At 47.1% G+C, this 21,135-nt stretch carries 21 protein-coding genes; 15 read left to right on the top strand and 6 right to left on the bottom strand.

The features are described 5' to 3' along the window. Nucleotides 1-355: 355 nt before the first annotated feature. From glyS to ACYZ97_RS01990, 4 genes are all read right to left on the bottom strand, one after another. Nucleotides 356-2,650: a glycine--tRNA ligase subunit beta gene (gene glyS, locus ACYZ97_RS01975; RefSeq protein WP_473299827.1), complete on the bottom strand. Its 2,295-nt coding sequence runs from the start codon at nt 2,648-2,650 to the stop codon at nt 356-358. Then, the gene (locus ACYZ97_RS01980; RefSeq protein WP_473299828.1) at nt 2,643-3,593 is read right to left on the bottom strand and encodes a glycine--tRNA ligase subunit alpha; all 951 of its coding nucleotides are present in this window, start codon (nt 3,591-3,593) and stop codon (nt 2,643-2,645) included. The genes glyS and ACYZ97_RS01980 overlap by 8 nt, the downstream gene beginning before the upstream one ends. An 83-nt stretch (nt 3,594-3,676) precedes the next feature. Further along, the gene (locus ACYZ97_RS01985; protein WP_473299829.1) at nt 3,677-5,389 is read right to left on the bottom strand and encodes a tetratricopeptide repeat protein; all 1,713 of its coding nucleotides are present in this window, start codon (nt 5,387-5,389) and stop codon (nt 3,677-3,679) included. Nucleotides 5,390-5,518: 129 nt separating this feature from the next. Continuing rightward, nucleotides 5,519-6,532, bottom strand: a complete 1,014-nt coding sequence (locus ACYZ97_RS01990) for a polyprenyl synthetase family protein (protein ID WP_473300607.1) — start codon at nt 6,530-6,532, stop codon at nt 5,519-5,521. Nucleotides 6,533-6,677: 145 nt separating this feature from the next. On the opposite strand from ACYZ97_RS01990, the gene ACYZ97_RS01995 reads away from it, so the two are divergent. From ACYZ97_RS01995 to ACYZ97_RS02060, 14 genes are all read left to right on the top strand, one after another. After that, nucleotides 6,678-6,899 (top strand): putative signal transducing protein, encoded by a 222-nt coding sequence (locus tag ACYZ97_RS01995; RefSeq protein ID WP_473300608.1) that lies wholly within the window; start codon nt 6,678-6,680, stop codon nt 6,897-6,899. Then, nucleotides 6,896-7,663: a tRNA1(Val) (adenine(37)-N6)-methyltransferase gene (locus tag ACYZ97_RS02000; RefSeq protein WP_473299830.1), complete on the top strand. Its 768-nt coding sequence runs from the start codon at nt 6,896-6,898 to the stop codon at nt 7,661-7,663. Before ACYZ97_RS01995 ends, ACYZ97_RS02000 begins: the two co-directional genes overlap by 4 nt. Nucleotides 7,664-7,749: 86 nt before the next feature. Beyond that, complete coding sequence (locus ACYZ97_RS02005) at nt 7,750-8,613, top strand: S49 family peptidase (RefSeq protein WP_473299831.1); 864 nt, start codon at nt 7,750-7,752, stop codon at nt 8,611-8,613. Nucleotides 8,614-8,694: 81 nt separating this feature from the next. Continuing rightward, nucleotides 8,695-8,880 (top strand): hypothetical protein, encoded by a 186-nt coding sequence (locus tag ACYZ97_RS02010; RefSeq protein ID WP_473299832.1) that lies wholly within the window; start codon nt 8,695-8,697, stop codon nt 8,878-8,880. An 8-nt stretch (nt 8,881-8,888) separates the two neighbouring features. After that, nucleotides 8,889-9,848 (top strand): 4-(cytidine 5'-diphospho)-2-C-methyl-D-erythritol kinase, encoded by a 960-nt coding sequence (locus tag ACYZ97_RS02015; RefSeq protein WP_473299833.1) that lies wholly within the window; start codon nt 8,889-8,891, stop codon nt 9,846-9,848. Then, nucleotides 9,841-10,383, top strand: coding sequence for a molybdenum cofactor biosynthesis protein B (gene moaB, locus ACYZ97_RS02020; RefSeq protein ID WP_473299834.1), 543 nt, complete (start codon nt 9,841-9,843; stop codon nt 10,381-10,383). The genes ACYZ97_RS02015 and moaB overlap by 8 nt, the downstream gene beginning before the upstream one ends. A 48-nt stretch (nt 10,384-10,431) precedes the next feature. Further along, nucleotides 10,432-11,613, top strand: coding sequence for a PA0069 family radical SAM protein (locus tag ACYZ97_RS02025; RefSeq protein ID WP_473299835.1), 1,182 nt, complete (start codon nt 10,432-10,434; stop codon nt 11,611-11,613). 48 nt (nt 11,614-11,661) lie between these two features. Next, nucleotides 11,662-12,330: a ribonuclease HII gene (locus tag ACYZ97_RS02030; RefSeq protein WP_473299836.1), complete on the top strand. Its 669-nt coding sequence runs from the start codon at nt 11,662-11,664 to the stop codon at nt 12,328-12,330. After that, on the top strand, nt 12,327-13,298 hold the full coding sequence (locus ACYZ97_RS02035; RefSeq protein WP_473299837.1) for an L-threonylcarbamoyladenylate synthase: 972 nt from the start codon (nt 12,327-12,329) through the stop codon (nt 13,296-13,298). The genes ACYZ97_RS02030 and ACYZ97_RS02035 overlap by 4 nt, the downstream gene beginning before the upstream one ends. Next, nucleotides 13,291-14,694, top strand: a complete 1,404-nt coding sequence (locus tag ACYZ97_RS02040) for an FAD-binding oxidoreductase (RefSeq protein ID WP_473299838.1) — start codon at nt 13,291-13,293, stop codon at nt 14,692-14,694. The genes ACYZ97_RS02035 and ACYZ97_RS02040 overlap by 8 nt, the downstream gene beginning before the upstream one ends. A 162-nt stretch (nt 14,695-14,856) precedes the next feature. Beyond that, nucleotides 14,857-15,396, top strand: coding sequence for a DUF6101 family protein (locus ACYZ97_RS02045; RefSeq protein ID WP_473299839.1), 540 nt, complete (start codon nt 14,857-14,859; stop codon nt 15,394-15,396). After that, complete coding sequence (locus ACYZ97_RS02050; RefSeq protein ID WP_473299840.1) at nt 15,396-15,926, top strand: GNAT family N-acetyltransferase; 531 nt, start codon at nt 15,396-15,398, stop codon at nt 15,924-15,926. The genes ACYZ97_RS02045 and ACYZ97_RS02050 overlap by 1 nt, the downstream gene beginning before the upstream one ends. After that, a complete protein-coding gene (locus tag ACYZ97_RS02055) occupies nt 15,923-16,969 on the top strand; it encodes a YcxB family protein (RefSeq protein WP_473299841.1) in 1,047 nt (348 codons plus the stop codon). Before ACYZ97_RS02050 ends, ACYZ97_RS02055 begins: the two co-directional genes overlap by 4 nt. A gap of 83 nt (nt 16,970-17,052) precedes the next feature. Continuing rightward, nucleotides 17,053-17,622 carry a YcxB family protein gene (locus tag ACYZ97_RS02060; RefSeq protein WP_473299842.1) on the top strand — a complete coding sequence of 190 codons (570 nt, stop codon included), beginning with the start codon at nt 17,053-17,055 and terminating at the stop codon, nt 17,620-17,622. Here ACYZ97_RS02060 and purD read toward each other — a convergent pair whose 3' ends face one another. Beyond that, the gene (gene purD / locus ACYZ97_RS02065) at nt 17,623-18,897 is read right to left on the bottom strand and encodes a phosphoribosylamine--glycine ligase (RefSeq protein WP_473299843.1); all 1,275 of its coding nucleotides are present in this window, start codon (nt 18,895-18,897) and stop codon (nt 17,623-17,625) included. It abuts the gene before it with no gap. A gap of 129 nt (nt 18,898-19,026) precedes the next feature. Between purD and ubiA the strand changes: the two genes are divergently transcribed. Then, complete coding sequence (gene ubiA / locus ACYZ97_RS02070) at nt 19,027-19,986, top strand: 4-hydroxybenzoate octaprenyltransferase (protein WP_473300609.1); 960 nt, start codon at nt 19,027-19,029, stop codon at nt 19,984-19,986. Here the strand turns inward: ubiA and ACYZ97_RS02075 are convergent. Next, complete coding sequence (locus tag ACYZ97_RS02075) at nt 19,964-20,980, bottom strand: hypothetical protein (RefSeq protein ID WP_473299844.1); 1,017 nt, start codon at nt 20,978-20,980, stop codon at nt 19,964-19,966. The two genes, ubiA and ACYZ97_RS02075, sit on opposite strands and share 23 nt — an antisense overlap. Between the last annotated feature and the right edge of the window lie 155 nt (nt 20,981-21,135).

Consider the following 21,135-nt stretch of genomic DNA (forward strand, 5'->3'; position numbering starts at 1 on the left):
ATCAAAGCAGAACAATTGAAGATTGTTTTAGAGCTTGCCATCATTTTTCTCTTCTACAGAAGAAGATAACTCTACATGTAAATGGAAGAAGAAAGCCCCACGGATGTTTTCTCAAGCGTATAGCTTATTTATGAGCAGGCATGGCATGCACTGCTCCAGCTTTTAAAGGGGAGTAGTGGGTAGTACTTAACAGTGTATAAGCGTAATAGGGAACCGATATTCAAGCCAGTATATCTCGACATGACAAGGGTAGAGATAAAAGCTGCTTGATTATGTGCAACATTATAGAGCTGCACATAATCAAGAAAAATTTGTCATATCGGTTTGGGCCGGATGATTATAGGCCGCTTAAAGCTTATCCATTCAGTTTGGAGAAGTCTGCGACTTTTCCTATTGCTGTTTTGATGCGCTCGAGCAAGGCCAGCCGATTGGCGCGTATTGCCTCATTATCATCATTGACGAGCACTTTTTCAAAGAAACCGTCAACGGGCGCACGCAAAATAGAAAGAGCAGCCAATGCCCCTGAAAAATCAGCTGATTTCAAATGCTGATCGACTTTTACTTCTGCTGTTTCAATGGCAGATAGAAGCTGCTCTTCTTCTTTTTCGACAAAGAGTTTTTTATCAACCCTGTCCGCAATTTTTGTTTTCTTTTTGGCTTCTGCTTCTAGAATGTTGACAGCACGTTTGGTGCCGGTGAGCAGGTTTTTCCCGTCATCAGTCTGGATGAAAACAATGAGGGCCTCAACTTGTCGTGCTACTTTAAGTAGATCATCGCTTTCGGGTAACAAGACAGCATCAATCGCATCGTAACGCGCGCCTTCATCTTTAAGATGTACCTTCAAACGCTCATGGATAAAGCCAAGTAGGTCAGAAAGAACCGGTTCGGCTTTTTGTGCAATTTCTGCCGATAGTCGCTTCTCTTCTGCTTTCAATGCGTTGACAACATCTTCAGAGTCATCAATGTCACCGGCCTTTTGGGTGCGCAATTTGGTTTCATAAAGCGTAAGCGCCCGTTCTATCGTATGGCGTGATAACAGGTTCAACGCTTCACGCATAAGCAGCATGAGTTTGATTTTCCAGTCCTTGGACAAGGCCAAACGTATAACGCCAAGCGCAGCACGGCGTAGCGCATAAGGGTCTTTCGAGCCCGTTGGCTTTTCATCGATCAGCCAGAAACCAACCAATGTATCGATCTTGTCGGCCAGTGCAACAGCAACACCAACGGCATCTTGTGGTACGCGGTCTGTCGGACCTTGCGGGCGATAATGATCTTCAATAGCTTGAGCAACGGATGCGGTTTCACCTTGTAGAAGTGCATATTTATGGCCCATAACCCCCTGCAGTTCAGGGAATTCACCGACAACTTCTGTTTGTAGGTCAGCTTTGGCCAGAAGGGCCGCCCGTCTAGCCGCTTTTTTGTCGGCTGCAACCATTGGTGCAATCATTTCAGCCAAAACGGCCAGTCGTTGGACACGTGCGCCCTGTGTGCCCAGCTTGGCGTGAAAGGTTACATCCAGCTTGTCCAGACGAGCCATGCGCTGGTCCAGTGGTTTGGCAATATCCAGATCCAGTTTTTGAGCGGATAGGGCCAATGTCTCCAGATCATTGAGGTTAGCCTGATCGCTTTCCCAGAAATAGAGTGCATCAGACAGGCGGGCGCGCACCACTTTGCCATTGCCGAAAGCAATTTCCTTGCCGTGATCGGCGGCTTCAATATTGGAGACCAGAATAAAATGGTTGGAAAGCGCCGTTTCTTCGCCACGCTGGCGCGTGACAAAACATTTCTGGTTGATGCGGATGGTCAGGCGGATGATTTCTGGTGGTATAACCAGAAAATCACTTTCAAATTCACCCATTAAGACCACTGGCCATTCGACAAGGCCTGAGACCTCATCGGCAAGTTGCTCGTCTTCGACCAGCTCCAACCCTTTGGCAAAGCATAGATTGTGTGCGTCAGCGAGGATGATTTCCTTGCGCCGTTCTCCATCAAGAATAACTTTAGCAGCTTCCAGTTTTGTGACATAGTCATCAAAACGGCGCACGATAATCGGCTGGCCGTCGCTCATGAAGCGGTGACCGAAAGTCTGGTTATTGGAGCGAAGGCCTCCGACTTCAAAGTCGATGACTTCGGTTTCTCCGGTTTCTGGCCCGAACAGGCACAATATATTCTGTAGTGGTCTGATCCAGCGTAAAGCATTGGCTGACGTGGAAGGGGCACCCCAGCGCATGGATTTAGGCCAAGGGAAGCTACGGATAATTTCCGGCATAATATCGGCAATTATATCCTCGGCTTTGCGACCCTTTTTAGTTGTGCGGGCAACATAAAAATCACCTTTTTTAGGATCGGAGACAATTTCAGCCTGTGTGATGTCATCGAGACCGGCAGAACGCAAAAAACCGGCAATGGCTTGCTCGGGCGCTTTGGTGCTTGGTCCCTTACGCTCTTCCGATACATCTTTGGATTGTATATCCAGTCCTCGCAAATCAAGTGTTAGACGGCGCGGCGTCCAATATTCACGTGCCGCTTCATAGGTCAGACCTGCGTCGACCAATGCATCGGTGACCAGCTTTTTCAAGTCTCCCGCTGCCTTACGTTGCATACGGGCGGGAATTTCCTCACAGAAGAGTTCCAGAAGCATATCAGGCATTGCAGTTACCTTTGTAATTGGCGCCACCGGCATCGGTTAGCAGATAGGCTTCGCCACAGCGTCGTGCCAGATCGCGCACCCGCAATATGTAGCTTTGCCGCTCGGTCACCGAGATGACGCCGCGTGCCTGTAAAAGATTGAAAATATGGCTTGCTTTGATGCATTGGTCATAAGCGGGCATGACGCAAAGGTGTAGACCGTCTTTGTCGTGTGGTGCACCTGCATCAAGAATAGCAGCACATTCGCGCTCTGCATCAATGAAGTGGCGATGTAGAATTTGTGTGTCGGCATATTCGAAATTGAAGCGTGAATATTCCTGTTCGGCTTGCAAAAATATATCACCATAGCTGATACGGTCATGACCATCACGTCCGTTGAAGTTTAGCTCATAGACATTATCAACACCCTGAATATACATGGCCAGACGTTCAAGGCCGTAGGTCAGTTCGCCTGATACCGGTGAACATTCAATACCGCAAACCTGCTGGAAGTAGGTAAATTGTGAAACTTCCATACCATCACACCAGCATTCCCAACCAAGGCCCCATGCCCCCAGTGTCGGGCTTTCCCAGTCATCTTCGACAAAGCGCACATCATGCAATGATGTATCAAGGCCGATTGCTTTAAGCGAACCAAGATAGAGATCCTGCAGGTCAGGCGGCGAGGGCTTGAGCAGAACCTGGAATTGGTAATAATGCTGTAAGCGGTTAGGGTTTTCACCATAGCGACCATCTGTTGGCCGGCGTGAAGGCTGCACATAGGCGGCTTTCCATGGGCGAGGCCCTAAAGAACGCAAGGTTGTTGCCGGATGGAATGTGCCAGCGCCGACTTCCATATCATAGGGTTGCAAGATGGCGCAGCCATAGCTGGCCCAGTAGTTTTGCAAGGTAAGAATAAGGCCTTGAAAAGACTTTTTCGGATTAAGGTGATCGGGCAGGTTCACGAGTTTTACCCTTTAATATGGTGATAATGGAACGAGAAAGTCTCTATTCTTTCGTCGTAGTGCGGTCAAGAGCGACAGGCGTTTTAACTGTCATGTAGCCCTTTTTTCAGTTTTTCTTCAATTTTAGGCAGTGCGTCAGCTTCAGGTTTGCTGTCAATCGCATGTTGCCATTGGAAGGTTGCTTCCAACTTACGCCCGACATGCCAATAGGCATCACCGAGATGATCGTTGATCGTCGGGTCTTGCGGACGCAATTTTACTGCATTTTCAAGCTCTTCGGCGGCTTCTTCATAGCGCCCGAGTTTGTAATAGGCCCATCCGAGAGAATCGACGATATAACCATCGGTCGGACGCAACTCAACAGCCTTTTTCACCATGGCAAGCGCTTCATCAAGCTTGTCATTTCGGTCAATCAGGGAGTAGCCGAGATAGTTCAAAACCTGTGGCTGATCGGGTGCAAGAACGAGAGCTTTGCGAAAATCAGGTTCGGCTTTGTCCCATATTTTTAGGCGCTCGAAGGCTATGCCGCGTTGATAGAACAGCATCCAGTCAAGTTTTTTGGGAGCCTTGATATAGGAAATGGCGCTATTCATGACATCGGCGGCTTTATCAAACTTCTTTTCATTCATATAAAGGCTGGAAAGTGCCATTGAAATACGCTGATCATCAGGAAATTCTTTGTTGAGGGCAACAAGATGGGAGATGGCTTCATCCGTCTGTTCGGAATCGGCCAAGCTGAGGGCAAGATGAAGTTCGCTGTCGCGGTAATAGGGTGACTTTTCTGGCAATTTACGATAGAGCGCAATTGCACTTTTATGATTGTCCATCTTAGCCGCGATATCGGCCAGTTGATAGAGCGTTGCATCATGGTTCGGCCGCATGGCAAGTGCAATTTGTAGATAGAGACGTGCGTAGACTTCAGCGCCGCCCCGGTTGATGGCCGTACCAAGATTATAATTGATTTCTGCAGCACCATCTTGTGGTGTTTTAACAACCTGTTCGATAATTTGTCCTTTTTGAGCTCGTTGCAGCATATTTAAAAGGGCATCACGGCCGGAGAGGTCAGCCGATGCTTCGGTCAGAATTTTGATAGCTTCATCATTTCTATTTTGCCTTTGCAGGAAAGATGCATAGGCCGTAACAATACGCTCATAGGTGTCTGGGGCTGCAGATCCGCCACGCTGATCTGTATAGGCTATCTGATAAAAGTGTTCGGCCTCTTTATTGTGGTTGGCCGCGTCATTCATCAAAGCAAGATGATAGTTCAAGAAAAGATTATACCATTCCGGTCCTTTAAGGTTTTTGATTTCGGACATGGCGCCGCTTTTATCACCGCGGCCATAAAGGGCCCATGCGGAAATAATTTTACTTGCCACTACATCCATATCGGATGGATAACTATAGTGCATCAATTTGCGTGCGGTATTATAACTTTTCTTATTGATGGCATCGGCAGCCAGTATAAGGCGTACATAACGTTCGGTATCGGTATCATTTTTAAGTTTTGTTGCGAATTTGACCGCTTGCTGGAAGTTACCTGTTGCAAGCAATGTCGCCATCATGTCACGTTGCATGGAAACATTGTCAGGGTCGAATTTCAAAGCCTGTTTGAAATAGTCGATGGCAATGTCCTTGTGATCATCGGCTTCTGCGATGCGTCCGGCAAGATAGGCACCTGAAAAAGATTGTGCGGCAATATCGCTATTGGCTTGTACCGAGGCAGGAATAATCAAGCTGCCAAACGCCATACTGCTCATGAAGAAAGCGGAGAGAATACGATTGCGTTTGAAAGTCATGGCGGATCCTTCTTGGGTGGCACGATTGGTACCAGTTTTGTTTAATATAAAACAGAATAGACTATCATTAAGATCAAATCATAAATATCGACTGTATATCAAAAAAATATAGGTCAAATATCATCTCAATTAGTTCAATCGAGAAATACAAAACTCTACGACATCGTATAAAGCTTGTTTGTAGGGGCTTTCAGCAAGTCCATCCAAACAAGAATAGGCAACATCGCCATAATGGCGTGCCTTGGTAATTGTATCGGCAAGACTGCCGTGTTTTTCCATGAGCTGAAGCGCATGTTGAAGGGCAGAATCGTCATTTTCCCCTTCTTCCAGTGCTTGGCGCCAAAACTCTTTTTCTTCTTTATTGCCGCGGGCATAGCTTAAAATAACAGGTAAAGTGATCTTTCCTTCACGGAAGTCATCACCGGTGTTCTTGCCCAGATTTTCGCTATTGCCATCATAATCGAGTACATCATCGACCAGTTGGAAGGCCAGTCCTAATGCCGTGCCATATTCGCGCATGGCATGGCGCTCTGCTTCATTCTTGGCAGCAATGATCGGGCCGACTTCGGCAGCGGCTGAAAAGAGTGCGGCTGTTTTGGCGTTGATCACTTTCAGATATTCTTGTTCCGTTGTTTCCATATGTTTGGCGGCTGCCAACTGCATGACTTCGCCTTCGGCAATGACAGATGCCGCATTGGACAGGACAGCAAGTGCATTCATTGATCCGACATCGACCATCATTTTGAAAGCCTGCCCTAACAGAAAGTCACCTACAAGAACGCTGGCCTGATTGCCCCAGATCATACGCGCCGTAGACTTGCCACGGCGCAAATCACTTTCATCGACGACATCGTCATGAAGCAGTGTTGCTGTATGCATGAATTCAACGGCTGTAGCCAGTTTGATGTGGCCTTGTCCCGGATAACCGAACATTTTAGCTGTTGCCAGTGTCAGCATCGGCCGCAGACGTTTTCCACCTGAAGAAATCAGATGGTTCGAGATTTCCGGTATCATATCGACATCGGAGCCGGCCATAGAACGAATCAGTGTGTTGACGCTTTCCATATCGGCTTTTGTTAGCTCGATCAGCTTTCCAATTGAGGCCTGATGTTTGGATGTGTCAAGTTTTTGTACTGCGACCAAGGCATGAATCTCCTGCAAAATGATGGCCGTACCATAGTGGAGGGCTTGCAAAATTCCAAGCTTTCTTGACATAGAAAATACTGGATATTGTAAAACTTTGTATCATTGACGTGATAAGGTTATAAAAAAGCGAGGGGAATCGATGATGATTGAGCTGATCCGTACCAATGATGCTGTCATTTTATCTGTTGCCTCCAGCCTGATGAAAGAAGCAGGAATTGCGCATTTTGTGACCGATACCCATACCAGTGTTCTGGAAGGCTCAATGGGCTTTATCCAGCGTCGGCTGTTGGTGGATGAAGCTTGTGAGCAAGAAGCGCGGACAATTTTGAAAGATGCCGGATTGGCTCAGGAGTTGCGTGATTGAGTGCTGAGACGACCATAGATGCTTTCCATCGCGGACGCTTTTTTCTGGTGCAGCCGAAAAAAGGCCATCGCTCCGGTATGGATGCAATGATGTTGGCTGGATTGGTACCTTCCGATTTTTGCGGTAGGGTTGTCGATCTTGGTGCCGGTGCCGGTGCGGCAGGTCTGGCCGTGGCATCACGTGTAAAAAAGGCTGATGTTACACTGGTAGAAAAATCCGACTATATGGTTGCTTATGCAAAGCAGACATTGTCATTGCCTGATAATCAGCTGCTTTATCCGCGTTTGTCATTACTCCACGCCGATGTGGAGTTGACGGGCAAAAAACGTGTCCATGCCGGTCTTTTCGACGGCTCGTGTGATTTTGCTATTATGAATCCGCCTTTCAACCCTGCACATGACCGCATGACACCTGACGAAGTGAAGGCGCTGGCCCATGTCATGGAACCTGACATGTTTGAGAAATGGCTGCGGACCGCTGCAGCTATTGTGCGTCCTGGCGGTTTTGTCGGGCTTATTGCACGGCCGCAATCGATCAGTGATATTTTGATGGCCATGCATGGACGTTTTGGTGGTTTGCGCCTGATACCGCTTCATTCAAGGCCGCACGCTGCGGCTATCCGTATTCTGATTTTTGGTAAGCGTGCAAGCCGTGCTGCCTTGTCAATTGAGCCGCCTATTTTCATTCATGATGATAATGGTGACAAATTTTCAGTTCGTGCGGATGCGATTAATAATGGTCAGATCGGTATTTGGGAACAATAAATAGTAGGGCAGGCTGTTCTAGCTCTTGTGTTTTTGCGAATTGTTCTTAAATGGAAAGATAATGTTATTTTTATAGGAGTGCTGCCTTGGCTGGTTTATTGAAACGTCTTGTGCCGCGTCGTTTTCGTTCAAACGATGTTGAAATTCCGGTTGTGCGTCTTTCCGGTATGATTATGGCAGGTTCGTCGCCTTTGCGTTCAAGCCTTTCTCTTGCTAGTTGTGCCGAGATGCTTGAAAAGGCATTCCAGCAAAAGGAAGCACCGGCTGTTGCCATTTCTATTAATTCTCCCGGCGGTTCGCCGGTGCAATCACGTTTTATCTATAAGCGCATCCGTGATCTGGCGGACGAACATAAGAAGCAGGTTCTGGTCTTTGTCGAGGATGTTGCTGCGTCAGGTGGTTATATGATCGCCTGTGCGGGGGATGAAATTATTGCCGATCCATCGTCGATTGTCGGTTCTATCGGTGTTGTTTCTTCGTCTTTCGGTTTTCCGGAACTATTGAAGAAGATCGGCGTTGAACGGCGTGTTTATACGGCTGGTAAGAACAAGGTCTCACTAGATCCTTTCCAACCGGAAAAGAAGGCCGATATAGATCATTTGAAAGCTCTACAGCTTGAAATCCATGAAACCTTTATCAATTTGGTCAAAGAGCGGCGCGGTGATAAGCTAAAAGATGACGGGAACATTTTTACAGGCATGTTCTGGACTGGTATCAAAGGCGAGGCGCTTGGATTGGTCGATCATCTTGGTGATTTACGCAGTGTGATCAAGGTCCGTTATGGTGAAAAAACCAAGCTTAACCTTATCTCGGCGTCTAAAGGTCTATTGGGGCGGAAGACGCCGGCAGGCGTTGTTGCTGGTTTTGCCGATAGTGTTGCAGCCCATGCTGTTGAGGGTATTGTCTCGGTTGCAGAAGAACGGGCCTTGTGGGCGCGTTATGGTTTGTGATTTTATTGGTTATGGCCATAAATTGGCTTGGATTGTCTGTAATTAAAAAAGCTTGATGGCTTTTAACCGAAGGTGAATAAAATGGGACGGCTTATCGTTTATGGTCTTATCTGTGCAGCGGCTCTTTATGCCTATAAGGTTTATAAGCGTGAAAGCCAGCGTGTTGCTCAGCGTCTTGAGCGTGTGCGCGCTGAAAAGCGTAATGGTGCCAAGGGAACCCTAGTGCAGGATCCGGAAACCGGCGAGTATCGTGTTATACGGGATTAACAGGATCCATGGCCAAATGCCTGTCTGAAAATCATCAGATTGTTTTTACACCGATCAAGATCAATCTCGCGCTGCATGTAACGGGGCAGAGCGATGATGGTTATCATTTGCTTGACAGCATTGTGGATTTTTCCCGTTCGGGCGACTTGCTACAATATAGGTCTGATCCCGTTGAAAAGGATGATTTTGGTCTGGATGGTCCCTTTGCCGAAGGGCTTTCAACCGGACATGATAATCTGGTTGTACGTGCGCGAGAATTGATGCGTGCGGCCTTTCCTGATCAGGCAAGACCGGTCTGGTTTCGGTTGACCAAAAATTTGCCTTTGGCTTCCGGCATTGGTGGAGGATCAGGTGATGCGGCTTCGGTTATTTTCATGCTTAATAATTATTGGCGTCTTGAGAGCTCTTTTGACGCACTTTCGAAAATCGGGTTGCAGTTAGGGGCCGATGTGCCAATGTGCCTTTCATCTTTGATGTACAATAAAGCCATGCGTGTAACCGGCGTTGGTGAAAAGATGACCTTTTTGGATAAAGCCTGTTCTATTCCTATGGTGATCGTCAATCATGGACAGGAAATATCGACGCCACAGATTTTTAAACTTCTGGAAAAAAGGGACTGTGATCCGATTGTCTTTGATAAGATTGCCTATACGACGCTGGAGGAGCTGGTCGCGTTACTAGGTAAAACCCGTAATGATCTGTTTGAGCCAGCCTTGAAAATTGCACCAGAATTGAAAACGGTTTTAACCGTCATTAAGAAAAGCGGTGCGCTTTTTGCTCGCATGTCGGGTTCAGGCGCAACCTGCTTCGGTATTTATAAAGATATTGCCCATGCAACTGAGGCCGGTAAAAGAATAAAGCATGATCACCCTGACTGGTTTGTACAGGCTATCAAGACAGATGGAACGGCGTTTTCCGAACTGGCTGGTGAAGTAAAGAACACGGCTATGGAAAAAGATCATGAATGACGCGGTGAATTTTATTGACGAAACAATATCTTTTCAGCCCTTGAATATTGCGGTGCTGACTATTTCAGATACAAGACAAAAGGTTGATGACCGTTCTGGTGATATATTGTCGGATCGAGTGACAAAAGCAGGTCATCAATTGGCCGCGCGTGAGATTGTACGTGACGAGATTGCCGATATCCGTGCCAAGGTCAGACAATGGGCGGACGATCCATCGATCCAGATTATTATTACGACCGGTGGTACCGGCTTTACCGGACGTGATATTACGCCGGAAGCGGTTGAGCCGTTATTTGAAAAGAAGATGGATGGATTTTCGACACTCTTCCATCAGCTTTCCTATCAGACCATCGGTGTTGTCACCATACAGTCACGCGCCACAGCAGGTTTGATTAATGGTACTTTTGTTTTTTGCCTGCCGGGTTCAACCGGCGCAGTAAAAGATGCGTGGGACGGTATCTTGAAAGGTGAACTCGATATCCGCCAGAAACCGCATAATCTGGTTCTGTTGATACCAAGATTGAATGAACGCTAGAAAATAATTGTTCTTGTTTTGTTCTTTTTGTTTTGCTAGATACAAAGCATGAAAAGAACAGCAATTGATCCTGAATTGGTAGAGACGATGAAAACGGCTGATATCGCCGCTTTCAGTTGTGATATGCGCGAATTTGCAGATCAATTCGTCGAGGATTCAGGGCTGCGTGCGGCGCAAGAAAGCCGACGTGGACGCGGCGCCGGTATCAATCCGGTTGGCCGTTTTGAAACGCTCAAGGCTCAAAGTTTCGATGATGGCTGGCAAGGGGAAGTATCTGCCTCTTTAAAAACATCGGTGCAGGCAGAAAAAGCCCGTACTATTATTTCGACCAATACATCGCCTGATATTTCCTTTGAACGATCTATCAATCCGTATCGTGGTTGTGAACACGGCTGTATCTATTGTTTTGCCCGTCCGACCCATGCCTATATGGGGTTGTCGGCCGGATTGGACTTTGAATCGAAGCTTTTTGCCAAGCCTGATGCCGCACGTTTGCTTGAAAGAGAAATTTCCAAATCCGGTTACAAACCGAAAACCATTGCGATCGGTACCAATACAGATCCTTATCAACCGATAGAAAAAGATTGGTTGATCATGCGAGAGATTTTAGAAGTGCTCAATCGTGCTCATCATCCGGTTGCTATCGTAACAAAATCGGCGCTCATCATGCGCGATATTGATCTCCTTGGAGCTATGGCCGAACGCCGTTTGGTGCGCGTTGCTCTATCTATAACAACATTGGATCGGCGTTTGGCCCGTACGATGGAGCCACGTGCTTCTACGCCATTACGCCGTCTCAAGGCGATTGAGGCATTGGCAAAAGTAGGAGTTCCGGTTTCTGTTATGGTGGCGCCGATCATTCCCGGTCTTAATGATCATGAAATCGAGCAAATATTGGAAGCTGCCCGTGACCATGGCGCAACTGGTGCCGGTTTTGTCATGTTACGGTTGCCGTTTGAGGTTGCGCCTTTGTTTCGTGATTGGTTGCTTCGCGAGTGTCCCGATCGTTATCGCCGCGTTATGCAGTTGGTGCGCGATATGCGCGGCGGCAAGGATTATGATGCGAATTGGAAAACCCGTATGCGTGGTGATGGGCCTTTCGCAGAGCTGGTTGCCAAGCGTTTCCGGTTGGCGGCCGCCCGTTTGGGGTTGAATAAAAGAAGTTTTTCTCTCGATTGCAGCCATTTTACGCCGCCGATTAGTTTTCCGCAGCAATTGACATTGTTTTGAAATTATTCACCTCTTGCTATTGGCTTTATCCGGTGTCAAAACATCAATATGCGTGCCAATATACCTCTTTTGCCAATTTTTGATGAAAATGCGGGACCTGATTTTTCGGGTGAATTACGTGCGATTGAACGTGGTTTTCACAATGTTGCCGGCGTTGATGAAGTCGGGCGTGGACCTTTGGCTGGTCCGGTGGTGACGGCTGCAGTTATTCTGGATCCGCAAAATCTGCCTGTCGGGCTTAATGATTCCAAAAAACTGACGGCTAAAAAGCGTGCTGTTCTTTATGACGAGATTTTATTGAAAGCCCGTTCTGTTGCTTTTGCTTCTCTTTGTGCCCGTTCGATTGACAGGAGTGATATTCGCAAGGCTGCGCTTGAGGCTATGCGCCGTTCCGTTGTATCTTTGAATATTACCGCTGACTATGTGTTGGTGGATGGGCGTGATATTCCGCCGGGGCTGCCATGTCCGGCAGAAGCGTGGATCAAGGGTGACGGACGCTCATTGTCCATTGCTGCGGCCTCAATTGTTGCCAAAGTCATGCGTGACCGGATGATGGAAAAGGCAGGGGCGGTCTATCCGGCCTATGGCTTTGAAAATCATGCCGGTTATGCTGCGCTCAAACATCGTAATGCTATTGCCGCCCATGGCCCTGTGCCGGCTTTGCATCGTTATTCTTTTTCACCGATCAAAGGTCATTATCAGGATGATGGCCAATGACGGTTCTCTTCCTTTCTGATACTGCAATTGATCAATGTGTCGTGGCTTTGAGCAAGGGAGAATTGGTGGCCTTGCCGACAGAAACCGTTTACGGCCTTGCGGGTGATGCAACCAATGGTCAAGCGGTTGCTGCAATTTTTGCGACCAAGGGCCGGCCACAATTCAATCCGTTGATTGCCCATGTAAGCGATCAAGCCATGGCGGCGCGATATGTTGAAATTGATCCGTTGTCAAAAAAGCTGATGGATGCCTATTGGCCGGGGCCTTTGACGCTGGTGCTGCCTTTAAAAAAAGGCGCGGATATTCATCCATTGACAACAGCTGGTCTTGGTACATTGGCCGTTCGCAATCCTAAGGGGGCATTTGCTCATATTGTCGCGCGCTTCGGTCGTCCGTTGGCCGCGCCCAGTGCCAATCGCTCGGGTAGGCTCAGTCCGACCAATGCCGAAAATGTTAAGGGTGATCTGGGGGACAGAATTGCTCTTATTCTTGATGGTGGTGATTGCGGTGTTGGTGTTGAATCAACCATTGTCAAAGTCGATGGCAATGATATCTATCTGCTGCGTCCGGGTGGACTTGCCGCTGAGGATATAGAACAGCAAACGGGTAAGAAATTGAAACGCGTCGACCAGCGTGCTGCTATTGAGGCACCGGGTATGCTGCAGTCGCATTATGCACCACATGCCAAGGTGCGCATCCATGCAACAGAACTTTATGATGGCGAAGCCCTGCTGGCTTTTGGTGCAACGCGCATTAGAGGGGCTGAAAAGGCTGTTCAATGCCTCAATTTGAGTGAACAGGGGGATGTCGAGGAGGCGGCCCATCATTTGTTTTCCTATTTGAAAAAGCTTGATGAGAGCAAGCCCGTTAGCATTGCTGTTGAGCCAGTGCCCATGCGCGGGTTGGGTGAGGCGATCAATGATCGGCTCACGCGCGCGGCAGCACCGAGGGATGTAGAGAATGGATAAGACTCTGGTTGACGCTTTTAAAGCGATTGTCGGTAGCGAACATATCTTGCAGGATGATCTGCAATCCTATCTGGAAGAACAGCGCGGACTTTATCACGGGCGTGCTGCCTTGGTCTTACGCCCGCAGAATACACAGCAGGTTTCGGCTATTATGAAATTGGCCAGCGAGTCTAAAACGCCGATTGTACCACAAGGCGGCAATACCGGTCTTGTCGGAGCACAGCAACCGGATGATAGTGGGCATGCTGTTCTTGTCTCCATGTCAAAAATGAATAAAATCCGCTCAATTGATAGCGAAGGCAATCTGGCATTGGTCGAGGCTGGTGTTATTTTACAAAATTTGCAGGAAGCTGCAGAGCAGGCAGGAAGGTTTTTTCCTCTTTCACTCGGGGCGGAAGGCTCCTGCCAGATTGGCGGAAATCTTTCATCCAATGCTGGCGGCACCAATGTGCTTGCTTATGGCAACACGCGTGAACTTTGTCTGGGGCTGGAAGTGGTCTTACCGGATGGGCGTATTCTTGATGATCTGCGCTATGTTAAAAAGGATAATAGCGGTTATGACCTCAAAGATATGTTTATTGGTGCGGAAGGTACCCTTGGCATTATTACAGCGGCTGTAATGAAGCTTTTTCCGAAGCCTAAGGGTAAGGCTGTAGCCTTTGTCGGAGTTAAAAGTCCGTTTCATGCACTTTCCCTGTTCCAGCATGCACGGGAGCAAACAGGTGGCATGTTGACCGGTTTTGAACTGATGGCGCAGGTTGGCATGGAAATGACATTGCAATATTGCTCCGATATACGCGACCCGCTTACTGCAACCTATCCATGGTATGTCTTGATCGAGCTTTCCTCTCATCAGGATGAAGCGGATGCCGATGAACAATTACAGGCAATATTGGAACATGCCTTGAACGGAGCGATTGTTGAGGATGCGGCGATTGCCGCGAGTATTGCTCAGCAAAAGGATTTTTGGCGCCTGCGTGAGGAAATGTCACCGGCACAAAAGCAACATGGTGGTTCGATCAAACATGATATTTCTGTGCCGGTTGCTTCCATTCCCGATTTTATTGCACAAGCTGCCCCCGTCATCCAGTCGTTGGCGCCGGGTGCGCGCATTGTCTGTTTCGGACATATGGGAGATGGCAATTTGCATTATAATGTCAGCCAGCCGGTAGATATGGATAAACAGGAATTTCTATCACTTTGGGCAGAAATGAATCATCGCATCCATACGCTTGTTATGCGCTTTCACGGTGCATTTTCGGCTGAACATGGTATCGGCCAATTAAAGCGTGAGGAATTGGTTGCTTTCAAGTCACCGGTTGCTGTTAGCTTGATGCGTGATATCAAGCAGCTTTTCGATCCACTTAATATTATGAACCCTGGCAAAGTTCTATAATGGCCTGTTTTTTCCTCTGGTCTTAACGGATCAAAAACTTTTTGTTTGCCTTTTGATAACCACGAGTGAAACAAAGGATTTTTTAACCTAACCTTTTAACGGTCCCGGTAACTGTTTGCGCCTAATCTGGCTCAACTTATTTAAACAGTATTGGGGATATCAATGGCCAATCTTTGGGCAAACCACGTAAAAGCAGGGCAGGTACATCGTCTTGACCCTTGTCATTTACCGCAGACTGTCATTTATGACACGCTTGAAAAAAATCGCGTGTTGACATGTGCGCTGAATGAGCGTGGGGCCACTATTACTGGCTTACATGATTGTGCTGCAACAAGCTTGTCGCGAATTATTCCCGCTCATCAGTTTAAAGGGGTGGCAGCACGCATTGTGGCGGGTGAAGATGGTCACAATGCTGTCGCATTGGAGCTTTTGCATGAGCAAAAGGATCTGTGCATTCCATTGCTTGTCTCGCGTGATCTCGATGATGTATTGCTGGATTGGCGTTTGTGGTCTGATACCTATGATCTGCCGATGTTATTGTTGAATGAAGATGGATATATAACACCGGTTAAGGATCGTTCTCCCTTGGAACATTTCTTTGCCCGTACACAGGCCAAGACAAAAAAAAGTTTCATGCTGCGTTGCCGCGGCGCTTCACTCGGTATCAAGCTGATGATCAATAATCAGATCATGCTGGGTTGATGAATAATATTGTAAGAATCAGAAAGGCCGCGTTGGATGACGCGGCTTTTCTGCCTTCTATAGAGCGTTCAAGCAATCGGGCTTTTTTGACAGTTAAAGGGCTTGAATGGATCGCCGATGATGCGGTGATGTCAAAAAGCGACCATATCACTTATATAGAAGCGGGTGATGAATATATCGCTCAGATTGGGACGCAGCCTGTCGGCTTTATCATTCTGCTTACCTATCCGTCACAGCTTTATATAGCGGAACTGGTGGTCGCAAGCGAACACCAGAAAATGGGCATAGGCTCTGCCTTACTTAAAAAGGCTGAAACCGTTGCGCGTGAAAAGAGACTTGCGGCACTGACGCTTATTACTTTTCACAACATCAAGTTCAATGAAATGTTCTATCGCTGTCATGGCTATGATGAGGGTGTTACTAGGCCTGCTTATCTTGAAATACATTGGTGCCAACAAGAGGCCAAGGGCTTGTCTATGCAAAAACGTTTTGCCATGATCAAATGGATCAAGAGTGGAGAGACGGGATGAACACGCCATGGACCATTCGGACGGCAAAAAAAGAAGATGTGCAGGCGCTATGTTCTGTTTATGAGACTTTTCGAGAGCGCTTCCGTTTGCTTGATGATATGCAGTGGGTTTTTAATATGCCCTTGCCGAAGGAAGATGCTTTCCTGCCATTTGTTGAAGCGAGTCAGATATTGCTGGCCGAAGTTGATCAACAGCCGGTCGGCTATATGATTGCGGTTCAATATGAAAAAGTGCTTGATATCAGCACACTCATTATCAAGCCGAATGCTTATGATCATAAGATACGGTCAAATTTTTTAGCTATTGCAGAAAAATTGGCTTATTTATTGGGGTTGGAAGCTCTTGTTTTTGCAGAAGAACGTCATACCGGCTCCAACGAAATGTATTTTAAGGCCCAAGGCTTTGAAGAATTGGCTGAGCCATCGCAATATAGTTTGGATATATGGGAGAAATGCCGTCAATACGGTATGCCGGATGGGATGGGTGTTGTATGGCGCAAGCATTTGACGCCACGACAAATAAGCGGCTTCACCTTAAGTGAAAGCGATCTTGTTGATGCGGCGCGACTGGATCGCAAGATCGCGTGGATAGGCAGGAAGAAGCTCTTATTCTATGGTGTATGTGCTTTTGCTTTTTGGCTTTTCTTTCTTTATAAAATGGCAAAAGACGGTCCTTGGGATCCTGTAAAGACAGGCTTTGCTATTGCGTTTTGGCCCTTTGTCATTGGCTGTTTCGTGGCAGGTTATCAATATTGGCTTAAATATCTTATTCCTCTTCGCATCAAGAGGCTGTTTAAAAATGAGCCTGATCGTCGTGATCCCATATCTTATATATGGGATGGGGAAGGTATCTATTATTGGAATTTACCAGATGATCTGTTTTGCGAGTGGAGCCGTTTTTATAGCTATGAAGAGGGGGAGGAGCTATTTCTGCTCTACATGGACGAAGACGAATTTTTTACTATCCCAAAGCGCGCTATGAGCGGTGAACAGATAGAAATGTTCCGTCAAATCATTACCACAAAAATTACCAAACGTACTTAATTGGATATGATGCATGTAGACGCGGTTGTAAGGCGTTTACTTTTCCCTACTTTTAATTGTAGAGGATATCAAAGGGGGCTTTGATGAATCGCAGCGTGACATTTACATTGACCGAAGAAGAGGCGTTGAATGCGTTGAAATCGCATTATCAGCGCAAAAGTGTCACGCCCAAGACATTGCGTAAGATGTTTTATATCTGGACGCTGTGTCTGGTGCTGGTTATTGCTGTGGTTATTGCTATAGACGGGATGGATTGGACCCAACATTGGGGGCGTTCGGTATTCAAGACAGCGTTGGTCTATCTTGGCATTATTGCTGCCCTTCTGGCCTTTAATGTTTATATCCTTGTGCCGCGGGGTATCCGTCGTTTATTGAAGAATGATCGGCAGATCGGTCTGTCACAAACGCTATATTGGGATGATAGGGCGCTTGCTATCCGTAGCTCCTATATCAGGGGAACCTATCCTTTCCGTTTATTTTATAATTGGCGTGATTATCCCACCGCTTTGGCGCTTTATCTTAATGATGACAAGTTCAATATTGTGCCGAAATCGGCTTTGTCCGATGAGCAGCTCAAAGATTTGCGTGAAATATTGGCACGCGAAATTGTGCCACCGCAAAAGGGTAATAAAAAAGGCATTGCCAAAAGCTGATTATTTTTCCCGTGCAACAGCCCGCCAGCCGATATCATGGCGATAGAAGCCGCCTGGCCAGTCGATTTTTGTAATGGCCTCATAAGCGCGCTTTTGCGCTTCCTTGACTGTTTTTCCCCTTGCTGTCACGTTAAGAACCCGTCCGCCATTGGCAATTAATTGCCCGTCTTTCAAGGTTGTTCCGGCTTGGAAAATTTTAACATTTTCAAGCGCGTCAGCAGCTTCCACACCTTTAATGATAGTACCTTTGATGGGGGCGTCAGGGTAATTTTCTGCTGCCATTACCACGGTAAGGACAGCATCATCCGACCAGACCGGTTTGACTTGATCCAGATTGCCGTCAACGGCGGCCAACAGCAATTCCAGCAGATCGCTTTCAAGCCGCATCATCAGGACCTGACATTCAGGATCACCGAAACGGACATTGTATTCAATCACCTCTGGTCCTTTTTTTGTAATCATCAGGCCGACAAAAAGTACACCAACAAAAGGAGCCCCGATGGCTTTCATGCCTTTTAAGGTTGGTTCGACAATTTCGTGCAGAGCGCGTTCCTCTATGGACGCAGTCATGACGGGGGCTGGTGTGTAGGCACCCATACCGCCGGTGTTCGGGCCGGTGTCACCATCGCTTACGCGTTTATGGTCTTGGGCCGAGCCGAGAATAAGCGCCTTTTCGCCATCGCAAAGACAAAAGAAGCTAGCTTCTTCGCCGTCAAGATATTCTTCGACAACGACTTCAGTTCCGGCTGATCCGAATGCGCCATTAAAACAGGCGTCAACGGCTGCCAAGGCCTCATGTTTATCCATGGCGACAACCACGCCTTTGCCGGCGGCCAGTCCATCGGCCTTGACGACAATCGGCGCTCCTTTTTCCTCGATGTAGGCTTTGGCATCGGTAGGATTGTGAAAACGTGCATAATATCCGCTTGGTACATTGTTTTTGGCACATATATCTTTGGTGAAGCCTTTGGAGCCTTCCAATTGTGCAGCCGCTTTTGAAGGGCCGAAAACTTTGATGCCTTCGGCTTTTAATGAATCGGCCAGTCCCTCAACCAGAGGGGCTTCCGGGCCGACTATAACGAGATCAATCTGTTTATCCTTGCAAAAGGCGGTAATTTCTCGATGGTCGTTGATATTGACCGTGACCAGTTCTGCCGATTGGGCAATGCCGGGATTGCCGGGCGCGCAATAAAGTTTTGTTAAAAGCGGGGATTGGCTGATTTTCCATGCCAATGCATGTTCACGTCCGCCCGAGCCGATAAGAAAAACTTTCATTGCTTGCTCCTCTGCGAGAAAATAAGTAAGTAAGCATCTTCTAGAAATGAATAGGCCCTTCTTCAAGGTCAAAGGTTTCATAAAGTGTCGAAAAACACCGAAAATCATTCAACAGTCCAGTCGCGCGACATGCAGGGCGTGGTCAAAGATGCTCCGTCCGGTCATTGGGTCTATCGTGTTTTGCCCCGTTCTATATGGCCTTATGCGCAATTGGCGCGCTGGGATCGGCCAATTGGCTGGCAGCTGTTGATGTGGCCGTGTTTTTGGAGCGTGATGATGGCCATCAATGCCACTCAAAATCCTGTTTATTATAACAGCTCGACCTATCTTTGGCTTGTCTATGCGCTGGTTCTGTTCTGGCTTGGTGCTTTTGTGATGCGCGGTGCCGGTTGTACATGGAATGATCTGGTTGATCAAAAAATTGATGATCTGGTTGATCGCACCCGCTCAAGACCATTGCCATCTGGTCAAGTGTCACGTTTGCAGGCCAAAATATTTATGGTTGCACAGGCCTTGGTCGGTTTCGTCATTTTGCTGCAATTCAATTGGTTCACGATTGTTCTGGGAATTGCCTCGCTTGTTATTGTTTTTATCTATCCTTTCATGAAACGCTTTACCGACTGGCCGCAATTGTTCTTGGGCTTTGCTTTCAATTGGGGTGCTTTGGTCGGTTGGGCTGCTTTTTATGGTACGCTCTCGGTTTCGGCTTTTTATCTTTATGTTGGCGCTATCATGTGGACAATAGGCTATGACACCATCTACGCCCATCAGGATAAGGAAGATGATGCCATTGTCGGTGTACGTTCAACCGCCAGATTGTTTGACCGCAACACAAAACCGGTTCTATTCGTGCTTTATGGCGCCTTTGTCCTTTGTGCCCTGTTTGCCTATATAATGGCAGATATTGGTGCAATCGCCTATCTCGGGCTTGTAGCAGGCAGTGTCCATATGATGGTGCAGATCATTGTTTTGGATATTGATGACAATGAGCAGTGTTTGCGACTGTTTCGCTCCAACAATATTACCGGCTTGCTGATTTTTGCAGGACTGGTTTTCAATTTCATATTTATGGTTTTTTCAGTTGATTAAGTATCGAGCGGTAAAGTACCGGCCAGTCTTCGATGATAATAAGAGCGCATTTCGGCATTGACCGGTATGAACTCAAGCGCCATATCTTGCCGTCATAGGCAAAGCCATAATCACGTCCGCAATCATTGTTAGGGCCAAAACGGTGGAAAGAGTGAAGCTCGTTGTGGTCAAAATAGATATCCCGCAACATCGTCTGTTGCGGCCAATCCTGCTGTGGGCGCCAATTGGTCTTATTATCAAATATAGGTGTGTTTGTTATTGCGTTTTTTCCGAAGGTATAAAGAACATGAAAAAAACCGCGATTAACTGGGGATGTAGCAAAAGAATTGGCATCATAACATCGCACTTCAAATTCATCGCCATTGGCAGCGTTGAGGCTGTAATCATTGGATTTTGATTGAAAACATGCATCATATTCATCTTGCGGCTTGGGTTTTTGCAAGATGGTGGTTTTGAATGTCATGGCCTGAAGATGTGGCAATTGCGCCTGTTCTTGACCATAAAGTTTATCGACATTCTCCTTCTGGCCTTCATAAAATTCGACAAAGGGTTTCAGATCAAGATGTGATACTGGCATATCCTCGTTTTCTAGGCCGAAATCGAGCTGGCTATCTTTGAGCAGTATCTGTAAAAAGTCTTCTGCCTTATTGGTCTCGATATGAGCGGCCATGATGATGGGGGCGTCGGCTTTTTCTTGAACAAGCGGGAAGTCAGTTTTGTTTTGAGAAAATGAATAACTAAAACGTCCATTTTGTACTTTGTCGTCATAACTTGCGACCACAAAGCGGATGTCAGGGGCAGTATTGCTATTATATTGCCAGCGAATGCGGATATATTGGCCTTTATCATAGGCATCTTCAATGGCAGGATAGCCTATCGCTGTGCATGTAAAACTCTGGTCACAACCAAAAATCCAGTTATCTTTTTGCAAGAGATGTCCGAGATTGGCATAGCTGCCATATATGATTTGGGTGCTATAAGGATCAAAATCCATCTGGGTGATGCGATGGTCTATAATGGCGCTGATTCAGAGCGATTTGCGATAATGATTTTCTACTGTCTCGTCGAGAAAATCAAAGAAACGGCAAGCTTTATTCTTAAAGCTATCAAAGCGTATACGGTCACGTTCGGCATCTTTTTTGAGGTCGA

The organism is Bartonella sp. bp_1 (genome assembly GCF_055808085.1).